12 protein-coding genes, 8 tRNA genes and 1 rRNA gene are annotated in these 12,039 nt (G+C 52.3%); all 21 read right to left on the bottom strand.

The features are described 5' to 3' along the window. A partial coding sequence (locus DI14_RS01090; RefSeq protein WP_034804101.1) for a DUF975 family protein occupies window positions 1-618 on the bottom strand: 618 nt, incomplete at its 3' end. Between the two features lie 93 nt (window positions 619-711). Next, the gene (locus tag DI14_RS01085; protein WP_034804098.1) at window positions 712-918 is read right to left on the bottom strand and encodes a helix-turn-helix transcriptional regulator; all 207 of its coding nucleotides are present in this window, start codon (window positions 916-918) and stop codon (window positions 712-714) included. Window positions 919-927: 9 nt separating this feature from the next. Further along, the gene (locus DI14_RS01080) at window positions 928-1,407 is read right to left on the bottom strand and encodes a DUF2975 domain-containing protein (protein ID WP_034804096.1); all 480 of its coding nucleotides are present in this window, start codon (window positions 1,405-1,407) and stop codon (window positions 928-930) included. A gap of 104 nt (window positions 1,408-1,511) precedes the next feature. Further along, complete coding sequence (locus DI14_RS01075) at window positions 1,512-2,099, bottom strand: YdhK family protein (protein ID WP_034804093.1); 588 nt, start codon at window positions 2,097-2,099, stop codon at window positions 1,512-1,514. A 101-nt stretch (window positions 2,100-2,200) separates the two neighbouring features. Next, a complete protein-coding gene (locus DI14_RS01070; protein ID WP_034804090.1) occupies window positions 2,201-2,761 on the bottom strand; it encodes a hypothetical protein in 561 nt (186 codons plus the stop codon). Between the two features lie 139 nt (window positions 2,762-2,900). Continuing rightward, window positions 2,901-4,697, bottom strand: a complete 1,797-nt coding sequence (glmS, locus tag DI14_RS01065) for a glutamine--fructose-6-phosphate transaminase (isomerizing) (protein ID WP_034804088.1) — start codon at window positions 4,695-4,697, stop codon at window positions 2,901-2,903. A gap of 358 nt (window positions 4,698-5,055) precedes the next feature. Further along, the gene (gene glmM / locus DI14_RS01060; RefSeq protein WP_034804085.1) at window positions 5,056-6,414 is read right to left on the bottom strand and encodes a phosphoglucosamine mutase; all 1,359 of its coding nucleotides are present in this window, start codon (window positions 6,412-6,414) and stop codon (window positions 5,056-5,058) included. Between the two features lie 35 nt (window positions 6,415-6,449). Continuing rightward, on the bottom strand, window positions 6,450-7,730 hold the full coding sequence (locus tag DI14_RS01055) for a YbbR-like domain-containing protein (protein ID WP_034804081.1): 1,281 nt from the start codon (window positions 7,728-7,730) through the stop codon (window positions 6,450-6,452). Next, window positions 7,731-8,591: a diadenylate cyclase CdaA gene (gene cdaA, locus DI14_RS01050; RefSeq protein ID WP_034804079.1), complete on the bottom strand. Its 861-nt coding sequence runs from the start codon at window positions 8,589-8,591 to the stop codon at window positions 7,731-7,733. A gap of 129 nt (window positions 8,592-8,720) precedes the next feature. Continuing rightward, window positions 8,721-9,359, bottom strand: coding sequence for a hypothetical protein (locus DI14_RS01045; RefSeq protein WP_034804077.1), 639 nt, complete (start codon window positions 9,357-9,359; stop codon window positions 8,721-8,723). Beyond that, the gene (gene sigW, locus DI14_RS01040) at window positions 9,356-9,931 is read right to left on the bottom strand and encodes an RNA polymerase sigma factor SigW (RefSeq protein ID WP_034804074.1); all 576 of its coding nucleotides are present in this window, start codon (window positions 9,929-9,931) and stop codon (window positions 9,356-9,358) included. The genes DI14_RS01045 and sigW overlap by 4 nt, the downstream gene beginning before the upstream one ends. Before the next feature lie 141 nt (window positions 9,932-10,072). Beyond that, a complete protein-coding gene (gene rocF / locus DI14_RS01035) occupies window positions 10,073-10,966 on the bottom strand; it encodes an arginase (RefSeq protein ID WP_034804073.1) in 894 nt (297 codons plus the stop codon). A 198-nt stretch (window positions 10,967-11,164) separates the two neighbouring features. Beyond that, window positions 11,165-11,240 (bottom strand) — tRNA-Ala (locus DI14_RS01030). Between the two features lie 10 nt (window positions 11,241-11,250). Further along, window positions 11,251-11,325: transfer RNA gene (locus tag DI14_RS01025), tRNA-Gly, on the bottom strand. 6 nt (window positions 11,326-11,331) lie between these two features. After that, window positions 11,332-11,404 (bottom strand) — tRNA-Lys (locus DI14_RS01020). A 5-nt stretch (window positions 11,405-11,409) separates the two neighbouring features. Beyond that, a tRNA-Tyr gene (locus tag DI14_RS01015) sits at window positions 11,410-11,492 on the bottom strand. Between the two features lie 6 nt (window positions 11,493-11,498). Continuing rightward, a tRNA-Thr gene (locus tag DI14_RS01010) sits at window positions 11,499-11,571 on the bottom strand. Window positions 11,572-11,598: 27 nt separating this feature from the next. Then, window positions 11,599-11,674, bottom strand: a tRNA-Val gene (locus tag DI14_RS01005). 4 nt (window positions 11,675-11,678) lie between these two features. After that, a tRNA-Glu gene (locus DI14_RS01000) sits at window positions 11,679-11,753 on the bottom strand. A 5-nt stretch (window positions 11,754-11,758) separates the two neighbouring features. Then, a tRNA-Asn gene (locus DI14_RS00995) sits at window positions 11,759-11,833 on the bottom strand. An 8-nt stretch (window positions 11,834-11,841) separates the two neighbouring features. Further along, window positions 11,842-11,957 (bottom strand): 5S ribosomal RNA (gene rrf, locus DI14_RS00990). Window positions 11,958-12,039 lie beyond the last annotated feature (82 nt).

Here is a 12,039-nt window from a genome sequence, read left to right as displayed (position 1 = left end):
AATGAAAGGGCGGATGAGGCCGGTCGCTACGAATAAAGATAATGCAGCGAGAAAAACGGCATTGAAGTAGAAGAACAGCGTCAATCCGAGCACATATACGGGAATGAACGGCAAGATCAGCTTGAACGCCTTGCCTTTTCGCCCCCGCATCAAATCGCGCGACTTCGTGATGGCCGCTCGGACAGATAACTCCGGCTCATCGTGCAAGATGAAGTACGTGAACGCATAAGAGAAAAATTTAATGATTCCTGGGACGAGGAAGAGAAGCGTCCACAACAATTGCAACACCGTCAACAGAATCGTGGCCGCTACATGTTTGTCATACCGCTGACGAAGCGGTCGAAACACGTGCTTGAACTGACTTTCCTCTCTTCGCACCGTCCCCAGTAACACCCAGTGGTAACCGATGATGATTGGATACAGCATGAAGGAAACGACCGCGCTGCCGATTAACCACATGCCACTAGCGAACAGTGTGTCTGCCCTCATCCCGTATAAAGTCGGGTCCACTATGGTTCCCGCTTCCACTATGAACGCACAGGCAAATGACCAAGCGAGTAACATTCCCGTCTTTCCTTTCAACGCGGTGTGCGCCCGTTCATTCCACGTCTGGATCATCTTGTCTCCCCTTTTCGTTCGTCTTTCCCATCCTATACGCTATAGGACGTAAAACGTTTCAAACTCAACAAAAAACAGGGCCCTCGCCCTGTCTCAGTCTTCCCGATATTCTAAAATGTCTCCCGGCTGACAGTCGAGCGCTTGACAGATTGCTTCGAGCGTCGAGAAACGGATTGCTTTCGCTTTCCCGGTCTTTAAAATCGATAGGTTCGCTATCGTCACGCCGACTTTTTCCGACAACTCGGTCAAACTCATCTTTCGTTTCGCCAACATGACGTCCACATTTACGATAATCGCCATCGTCTCACCTCACACCGTCAAATCGTTTTCTTGTTTCATGTCGATTGCTCGTCCCAACAGTTTTTGTAACAACTCGGCAAAGACGGCAACGACGAACGAGGCAAAGACAAAGACGAGGCCGATTAGGAGGAATCCCGGCGCGTCATCGCGTTCGGCGAACCAGTAGAAGAACGGTAACGTCATTGCGTAAACGGCGGTGATGATGACGGCACTATACTTGATGTGACGGAGCGCACGGACCGTCTCGAGTGAAAACACCTCATCTTGATCGATGTATCCAAGCAGTTTGAACGTCTGATACAACGCGTAGAAAAACGGAACGGCCGCCACATACATTCCAATCACAATCGGCTGAATCGAGGCTTGCACCCACCCGCCGCTCACTGTCGCTTCCCGCCATATATGCGGTAATGCCAAAGCACAGCCTCCGATGACCGGAAGGGTCAGGACGATGACAGCTAACTTTAAAAACCATGTCTCTCGCTTCATGTTGTCGACACCTCACTTCATTTGGTGTCTCTAGCATATAAGTGATTTTATTGTTAATCAATAAAAAATATTGTATTTCATAAAAAAGACCTTCACATCGAAGGTCATTCTTTCGGTTCTAACTCATCTTCCGTCACCCATTTGTGGTTCGTCACTTCTTCCCCGTCCTGGAGCATGAAGTTGACCATATAAACGGTCGTCTCTTCACTCGAGTCGATGGTCGCGTTCGCTCCGTCCATGCCTTCCATGTGGTCGGCTCGAAGCGTCACTTCGGTCCCATCGGCGAGCGGCGCGTCCTCGGTCGTGTCGAGTTCTTCATGTATCACCCATTTGTGATTCTCGACCGGTTCGCCACCATCGGTCGGGGTGTACGTCACCGCATACGCTGTCGTATCATAGGCGCCAACGATTTTTGCCTCGGCACCTTCCATCTCGAGCATATGGTCTGCAGTCATGACGACTGTCGAGTCGACCGGGTATGTCGGATTCGATGCTTCCTGTAGGCCGTCCGGCACTTCACCGGAACCCGAGTGGTCCATCGTGCCATGCGCCTCTTCTTGTTCTGCGTTGTGCTCCTCGGTCACATCGATTGCTTGATCTTCTTCTGTCGTATCACCCGTGTCACCGCATGCGGCAAGTGACGTCGCAAGTAGCATGGCACCAAGTGTCGTTGCCCATTTTTTTTGTTTCATCAAATCGCTCCCTTCTATCTGTCACTTCCCTTCATCAATATTTGATATGCGGGCCTGACTCGATTTGTTAGCAAATTGAAAAGACCGTCCGAAGACGATCTTTAATGGACGTGTTTCACATCTTCGAACAACCCAAGCGCTAACCCCGCCACCATACCGATCGTTGTCACAATCAGTACGTAGTTCAAGTCGACACCTTGCCAGAATTGTCCTTGCATGATGTTCGTCACTTCAATCAGAACGGTCAAAGCAAGTGCCGTCAATAGACTGATCCCGAAGAAGAATCCGAACGTTTTTTTACCAAAAACAATCACCCCTAACACCGTACCAAACACTGTCGTCACAGTGACTAAAAACATAGCATTGGCAAATGACTCCCCGACAGACGGCACAAGCGAGGCGGTCATTTCACCGACGGCAAATCCGAGCAAAATCGCACCGACCATACCAATCGTACTTAACCCGACGTTTCGAATGAGATGTTCACGGTAGCCAAGCAGGACGAACAGAAGCCCGCTACCGACGACACCCGTGAGGAAGGTGACAAGGACGCCCGCTTCAATGAAGAGACTGAACAGAAAACTGCTGAGCAGAAATGAGACAAATCCAATCAACAAACCAATCGCCCAATGCATATGATGATTTCCATGGACGATATTCATGATTCCCATCTCCTTTATAGGCTTATACTTTTCTATTACCGGTTCCATCGAATCGAAACGAGATTTCCCCCTGTTGTTCCACGATTATACAGAACCGTTCACAAAAAAGACCAAGGTGTCTCCACCTTGGTCTTGTCACTTATTCAACTGTTACCGATTTCGCCAAGTTACGTGGCTTGTCGACGTCACAGTCACGCGCGAGTGCCGCGTAATATGAGATGAGTTGAAGCGGTAATACCGTCACGAGTGGTGTGAGGAGTGGCTCGACACGTGGCAAGACGAATGAATCGCTCTCGTGTTCCATCCCTTCCATCGAGATCGTGCAGGCAACGGCGCCACGCGCGACAACTTCCTTGATGTTTCCGCGGATGTTGAGGTGCGTGTTCGGTTGCGAGACGAGTGTGATGACCGGTGTGCCGTCTTCAATCAAGGCGATCGGTCCGTGCTTGAGCTCTCCACCTGGGTAACCTTCCGCTTGGATATACGAGATCTCTTTGAGCTTGAGGGCCCCTTCGAGACCGACGTATGAATCCATGCCGCGACCGAGGAAGAACGCGTTGCGTGACTCTTTCAAGAACTTGTCAGCCAACTGCTCGAAGATTTCTTTTTGTGCCATGACCGAGTCCATGATCGTCGCGATGCGCGCGAGCTCTGTCATGAGGTCAAACGGAAGCTTCTTGCCGTTCGCACGAGCGATGTCGTATGCGAGGATCGCGAGCACGGCGATTTGGGCCGTGTACGCTTTCGTCGACGCGACCGCGATCTCCGGGCCGGCGTGAAGGAGCATCGTCTCGTTCGCCTCACGCGAGAGCGTCGAACCGGCAACGTTCGTGAGTGTGAGCGCCTTGTAACCGCGCTTCTTCACTTCGACGAGGACGGCGCGGCTGTCCGCTGTCTCACCTGATTGTGAGATGAAGAGGAACAACGGCTTCTCCGTGAGGAGTGGCATGTTGTAGCCGAACTCTGACGCGACGTGTACTTCTGTCGGTACACCCGCGACGCGCTCGATTAACTGTTTGCCGACGAGACCCGCGTGGTAGCTCGTACCGCAAGCGATGATATAGATGCGGTCCGCCTCCGAGACGAGCGAGCGCACGCCTTCCGTGAGCTCGATGTCACCGGCGTCGTTCTGGTAGTGCTGGATGATGTTGCGGATGACGGCCGGCTGCTCGTCCATCTCCTTCAACATGTAGTGCGCGTACGTGCCCTTCTCGATGTCCGACGCATCGATCTCGGCCGTATACGGCGCGCGCTCCAACACCTCGCCGTCGAGCGTCTTGATCGTCGCCGACTCGCGCGTCAAGATGACGATCTCGCCGTCGTGGAGCTCGAGGTACTGGTCCGTCACCTGGAGCATCGCCATCGCGTCAGACGCCACGACGTTGAACGTGCCGTCGCCGAGACCGACGAGGAGCGGCGACTTGTTCTTACCGATGTAGAGGCGCTCTCGGTCCTCCGAGTCGATCATCGCGATCGCGTACGAGCCGTGGAGCTCAGCGAGCGTCTTGCGGAACGCCGCCTCGACGTCGCCGAGCGCGACGAAGTTCTTCTCCATGAGCTGGACGATGACTTCCGTGTCCGTCTCCGACTTGAACGGGACGTCGAGCGTCGCCTTGAGCTGCTCGTCGTTCTCGATGACGCCGTTGTGGACGAGCGTGAAGCGCGCCGTCGTGCTCTGGTGCGGGTGGGCGTTCGGGACGCTCGGCACGCCGTGCGTCGCCCAACGTGTGTGGCCGATCCCAATCGTGCCGTCTACTTCTGCTGGGACGATTTCGCGTAGCGCGGCGATGCGTCCGACTTCCTTGTGAACGTTGACACCGTCTTGCATCAACGCAAGGCCAGCCGAGTCATAGCCACGGTACTCGAGTTTCTCAAGACCTTTGAGAAGGATTTCCTTCGCTCCGGTATTCCCAATCATTCCTACAATTCCACACATAAACAATTCTCCTCTATATTCGATTTCTCGAAAAAGGAAACGGGCTTTTTCTAAGAGCTGTCATCGTCTTTCACTTTGTCCGTCCGGTCACCCGGGCGTTTTACTGAAAGACTCTTAGTCGTGACAGGCGACTAGAAGGCATCCGCCGAAAATCTCGATCACCTTCGTCCTCGTCAACTCCGTAGAGTTCTGGCGCTTTCTCGTACTCTGTGCCCCTCCGTTTCTAAGGTCACGCTCTTAATAGTACAAATCACACCCCCATTCGTCAAGAAAATCACTAGATTTCACAGTGACAAAACGGAAACAAAAAGGGAATCCACAGTTGGATTCCCTTGTGTTATTCCCTGTTTGGATAAAATTATCCTTCCACACCGTAATCTTCACGTACGACTTGGGCGATTTTTTCGACGTAACGGTCACATTCTTCCGCTGTCGGCGCTTCCGCCATGACACGGACGAGCGGTTCCGTGCCCGACGCGCGGACGAGGATGCGCCCGTTCCCGTTCATTTCCGCCTCTGCCTCTTGAATCGTCGCGAGGACGCGTTCACCGTTCATCGCCTCGTTCTTATCCGTTACACGGATGTTGACGAGTTTTTGCGGGTACACTGGCATCTCCGCTGCGAGTTCAGACAGCTTGCGCCCTGTCGATTTGACGATTTGGGCGAGCTGAACGCCAGAGAGCATCCCGTCTCCTGTCGTCGAGTGATCGAGGAAGATCAAGTGACCCGACTGCTCGCCACCGAGTGTGTAATTGTGTTTCTTCATCTCTTCGACGACATAACGGTCACCGACTGCCGTTTGAAGCGCCGTCATGCCCGCTTCTTCAACCGCCTTGTGGAAGCCGAGGTTACTCATAACCGTTGCGACAATCGTATTGTCTTTCAAGCGGCCTTGCTCGCTCAAATACTTCCCACAGATGTACATGATCATGTCGCCATCGACCACGTCACCGTTCTCGTCGATGGCAATCAAACGGTCGCCGTCGCCGTCAAACGCAAGACCCATATCCGCACCCTTTTCACGCACGAATTCAGCCAAATGCTCTGGGTGGGTCGAACCGACGCCTTCATTGATGTTCAAACCGTTCGGCGAGTTCCCGATTGTCGAGACGTTCGCTTCGAGGTCTGCGAACAGACGCGCCGCAAGTCCGCTCGTCGCGCCATGGGCGCAGTCGAGGGCGATATGAAGACCGTCTAAGTCCTCATCGACCGTCTGTTTTAACAGCTGAAGGTACTTCTGGGCGCCTTCATAGTAATCCGAGACGAAGCCGAGGTCTTTTCCGACCGGACGTGGCAACGTGTCTTCTGACGCGTCTAAAATGTCTTCGATTTCTGCTTCCGTGGCATCGTCGAGTTTGAATCCGTCGCTACCGAAGAATTTGATGCCATTATCGGCGACTGGGTTGTGCGACGCAGAGATCATGACACCTGCCGTCGCATCGAGTGACTTTGTCAAATACGCGACACCTGGTGTCGAGATGACGCCGAGACGCATCACTTCTGCCCCGATTGAGAGAAGACCCGCGATGAGTGCACCTTCAAGCATGTGACCTGAAATACGTGTATCGCGACCGATCAAGACTTTCGGCTGTTCACCGGCCGGCAAGTGTTTCGATAACACATAACCACCGGCGCGTCCTAGACGATATGCCAATTCTGCTGTTAACTCTGAGTTCGCGACACCGCGAACCCCATCTGTTCCAAAATATTTACCCATATGATCATTTCCTCACTTTTGTATGATTGAACGCCTTATTGAAGCGAAGACGTCTCTGTTTCGTCATCGACGCTCGTCAATTCGACGTCAATTGTTTTTGGCGAGACGACCGTCACGCCTTTTGGTACTTCATAATCGACATCCACGCCATGTAACCCGCTTGGCAGACCGGTCAAGTCGAGCGTAACGCCTACACTATTCGACGTGACGTTCTCGAGGAGCGCTCGTTTCCCCGACAGCGTCACACTGACGACGTCAGGCGACCGGAGCGTATAGTTCGTCCGATCAAAACCACGAACGCTTACCGGCACCGTCAGACGGACCCGCTCGGTCAATTCGCCTGAATCGTCACGTGTATCATCAATCCCGCGAACGAGCAATTGCACCTCGACTTCTTTCTTGCCGAGTGCCGTTGCACCATCCGGCAACTGGAGCGTCGCTGTGACTTTATTATTTCCGTCTAAGCCGCCTAAATCGATTGGGATTGTCTCGATTACATCGAGGTTGGCGAGCACGTCAGTCGGTGCGAACACCCGCACTTCCGTGTCGGCGAGAAGTGTATCGACGAGACGATATTCATCCGCGACGTCACCGGTCGTTACGACCTCAATCGGGACGACCGCACTCTGTTCATATACCGGGACCGTCACACGAATGATGTTTGGTTCTACCGTGACGTTGAGCGGGTTCCCGTTCGCATCTAAAATGGTCGGCGGTAACTCTCGGGTGAACGTCTGGTTCTGGTTGGCGACATCGATGTTCAAGGTGATTTCTTTCACGTTTTGAATCCGACTCGCCCCACCCGACACCTTCACGGTCGTCGGTTCGATTTCAGCGTCCCCGACGACGTACCCTTCTGGCAACTGGTCTTTATTTAACATGTTAACGGAGACCGGTACTTCCACCGTCTGTTTACGATCGATGTAAATCTCGACCGTGTCCCGTTCGAGTTTGACGTTCACATCCCCCCCGAAACCACGGGCCTCGACCGGGACGCGATGAAATCCGGTACCGAGATTCGTCAAGTCGACGAATACTTGATAATCTTTCACCAATCGAGTCATCGTCAAACTGCTCGATGGTCCTTGGAGCTCGACGTTTAGCTCTTCCGGCACGTTATAGGCGACGTACTGGACCTCATCGAAAAAGACTTCCACCGGCACATCGAGCACCATCGAGCTTTGACCGACAATCGGCAAGGCACTCGATGAGCTCGTCGACGAACTCGTCTCGGCGACCATAAAGTATAAAAGGATAGCTAAAGCAAGTGCGATGATGCGGAGAAACCATTTGTGTTGTAACCACTGATCAATCACTTACTTGTCCCCTCCTTTTTTGCCGAAGAACGAGAGCGTCGTCTCTTTCTCTTCGATGACGAGTTCTTGAATCAACTTGTTGCGAAGCGCCTCCTCGTCTAACTCACGATACAGACGCCCGGCAATCGCGAGCGATACAGCTCCCGTCTCCTCGGACACGGTGAGCGTCACGCTATCTGTCACTTCACTGACGCCAATCGCTGCACGGTGCCGTGTCCCGAGTGCCTTGTCGATGTGAGGACTCTCCGATAGCGGCAAATAACAAGCGGCAGCGGCGATTTTCCCATCTTGAATAATCATCGCCCCGTCATGGAGTGGCGTGTTCGGGATGAACAAGTTGATAATCAATTGCGACGTGATGTGCGAATCCATGCGAATCCCTGTCTCGACGTACTCGTTCAAGCCGGTGTCCCGCTCGATTGCAATCAATGCACCGATTCGGCGTTTCGACATATATTGCGCCGAACTGACAATCGCCTCAATCATTTGACGCTGTTTGTCCTCATCGCTCGTACTCGTCCGACCGAACAGGTTGCTCGTCCGGCCTAAGTGTTCTAGCCCACGTCGTAACTCTGGTTGGAAGATGATGATGATTCCGAGCAGACCATACGTGATGACTTGATTCAGCAAGAATTGCAACGTCTTTAATCCAAAGAATCCACTGAGGAACCAACTGACGAGGATAATCGAGATCCCTTTAATCAGTTGAACCGCTTTTGTGCCACGGACGATCATCATCAGCTTGTAGATGACGTACGTGACGACGACGATATCTAAAACGTCATTCAAATAATCGTACCAATGTACGTTCTCCGAAAGACTAAAAAATGATAAGAATGAAACCTGTTCCAGTAGCGGCAAATGCTCCCCTCCTCAACTACCTAGCCAATTGTGCAAGTTTCATTATATCACATTTCCAAAACGAAGCATCGCTTGGCGATAAAACGAAACCAGATTGAAACGAACAAAAAAGACGCCCGATGGACGTCTTCAAAATAACTGTTTGATGGAATACCAGAGCCATTCGAAAATCTGGTCAATTTGCTCGAGTTCACCAGTCACTTCACCAGCACTCGCCAAATACGCACGACCGTGGACGGCCGTCGCATTGCCTTCGACTTTGCCTTCGATGCGGAGATCGCCTCCTTGAACGGTGATGTCGCGTTCAATTGTAACACCTTCCGGTACGACGACTTCGTTGGCCGTGACCACGATGCCTGGAACTTTTGTATACGTCATCGTCTCCGCCGAGCCGTTCCATAACCCGAGCGTCGCACTCGACATCAAACTGAAGAAGAGTACAGCGGCGATGAGCCCGGGATGCTTGCGGAACCACGTCATCTGTCTCGAGTGCGTCCGTCGCACCTTCTTTGTTTGGATTGGTTCCGGAACAGCCGTCACGACGTGCGTCGGACGCGCTGTCGCGTCAGGTAAAGCTGCCATGACCCGTGCCGTGAAATCATCAGACAGTTTCGGGCGTGGCAAAGCTTTCAGTTCGGCATCGATTCGTTCGTATTGAAGGTAAGCCTCATATAAGGCGTCGTCCTCGAGTAATTGACGGAATTCGTCTGATTCTTCGGGCAGGATGCCATCTTCCAAATATTGTTGCAGTTTCTCTTCAGGAGTCAATTGAACCCCTCCCTGTTTTGAAAGATTGTTTTCAACATTTCTCTTCCCCGGAAAATCCTTGTTTTAACCGTTGCGACCGGCAGATCGATCATCACGCTAATCTCTTTTAACGACAAATCATCCACGTACTTTAGAAGGAGCGGGATGCGATATTTGTCAGGGAGTTGCTTGATCGCGTCATGCATCTCGCCTCGAATCTCGCGATGAACGACTTGTGCATCGGGTTGGGGCGCTTCATCAGCTAAGTGGTCTTGATACGTAAGACCCTCGGTACCCGCGATTTCCGCATCCATTGAATACTCCGGCTTACGCTTGCGGAGTCGATCGATGGAAACGTTCGTCGCGATTCGGTACAACCATGTTTTGAACTTATATTGTGGGTCGTACGTCTCAATCCGTGTGTAGGCTCGAATGAACGTCTCTTGGGCAGCGTCCTCGGCTTCGCCACGGTCATATAATATCTTATAGGCGACAGCAAAGACACCATCCTTGTACAGTTCTACCAATTCAGCAAACGAATCGTGATTCCCCGACCTCAATTCGTCGACCAAACGGGTGGTCAGCCGTTCCATCAATCCACTCTCCCTCTCCGCAGCGATGCGGTCATCCCTCTATACGTTCCGTCCCTCGAATAAGTTTCAACTCCATCAAAAAAAAGTTTCCAAACCCATTGTAACAAAAGGATTTGGAAACTGTAAGGGATGGAAACTAATTCAACTTTCCAATAACAGGTTTTCTTTGGATTTCACAATCGTCTCGCAGAGCGCGAACGCCAACTGGGCCGTCTTGTCTTCGACATCAAGGGATGGGTTCAGTTCAACGAGTTCGATGGCAATCAACTCGTCTGCGGTCATCGCTTCAGCGACAATCGCTTTCCCTTCTGCAGCGGTCAATCCCCCATCGACCGGCGTCCCTGTCCCTGCGACGAGGCTCGCATCAAAGCTATCCATGTCAAAACTGACATAAAAACGACCGACGCGTTCACGTAAATAGGCAATCGCCTCTTGCATAATCACGTCCGCACCGCGCGTTCGAACTTCTTCGACCGTGATGACTTTAATCCCGAGTCGATTGATTTCACGAATCTCCCCTTCATCGATATCGCGAAGTCCAATATAGACCAGGTGCTCCGGCAGAAGCTTACGCTCTCTTCCTCCGACCTCCGTCAAACGGACATCCCCCATCCCCATGGCGGCTGCAAGCGGCATGCCGTGAATGTTCCCCGAAGGTGACGTCTCACCTGTATTCAAATCCGCATGGGCATCCACCCAAATGACGCCATATGGACCAGTTTTCGCAAGACCTGCGAGCGTTCCGATGGCCATGCTATGGTCGCCTCCGACAATCAATGGGAAACGATTCGCCTGAACTTCCTCATGGACGGCTTCCGCGAGCCCATTGACCGTGTATAACACGCCATCTACCCGTTTCAAGTGCTCTTCATTCTCACGGATTTCGGATTCAGGCAACACGCGGATTGTTCGCTTTGCCGTTCCCTCAGGCAATAACGCCTCTAACCCGAGTTCCCGAAGTTTACTCGGACCTTGATCGACTCCGTCTTTCCCCTGTCCATAACGGAGTGGTACTTCAATATATGACCATTGCATAGCCATTCCCCCTGACCGATTAATACCTTTATTGTAAACGCTATCAATCAAGTGGTTCAACTTCGCACGGTCGTGTATAAACATACAAAAAGGCAGCCTGAATGGTGGCAGGCTGCCTTTCTCTGTACTCTCAAGTGAATGGTTCATGGTTTTAGGCAAAAAAAACTTAAGTCATCAATAACTTAAGAAACAAACAAATGGTGGAGCCTAGCGGGATCGAACCGCTGACCTCCTGCGTGCAAGGCAGGCGCTCTCCCAGCTGAGCTAAGGCCCCGGGAATGATATGGAGCGGAAGACGGGATTCGAACCCGCGACCCCGACCTTGGCAAGGTCGTATTCTACCACTGAACTACTTCCGCAAAAAATGAGCCATGCAGGGCTCGAACCTGCGACCCTCTGATTAAAAGTCAGATGCTCTACCAACTGAGCTAATGGCTCAAACCTGGTGGGGGGGGCGGATTCGAACCGCCGAACCCGAGGGAGCGGATTTACAGTCCGCCGCGTTTAGCCACTTCGCTACCCCCCCAAGGAGTGCCGGCGAAAGGATTCGAACCCTCGACCCTCTGATTACAAGTCAGATGCTCTACCAACTGAGCTACACCGGCATATATGGTTTGATTGATTATAAAAGATGGTGGAGGATGACGGGATCGAACCGCCGACCCCCTGCTTGTAAGGCAGGTGCTCTCCCAGCTGAGCTAATCCTCCATAATGGTGACCCGTACGGGATTCGAACCCGTGTTACCGCCGTGAAAGGGCGGTGTCTTAACCGCTTGACCAACGGGCCTAAATTGGCTCCGCAAGTAGGATTTGAACCTACGACCTACCGGTTAACAGCCGGTTGCTCTACCACTGAGCTATTGCGGAACGATCTTGCCTGGCAACGTCCTATCCTCACAGGGGGAGACCCCCAACTACTTTCGGCGCTGAAGCGCTTAACTTCCGTGTTCGGCATGGGAACGGGTGTGGCCGCTTCGCTATCGCCACCAGACAAAGAAAATATTAACATCGTCCATCGGACGTGTCAATCACCTTCAGGGTTTGTTCCCTGAAAACTGAAGTTCATCAATTGT

The organism is Exiguobacterium sp. AB2 (assembly GCF_000696055.1).
Taxonomy (GTDB): domain Bacteria; phylum Bacillota; class Bacilli; order Exiguobacteriales; family Exiguobacteriaceae; genus Exiguobacterium; species Exiguobacterium alkaliphilum.
This window is presented reverse-complemented; position numbering and strand designations above follow the sequence as displayed.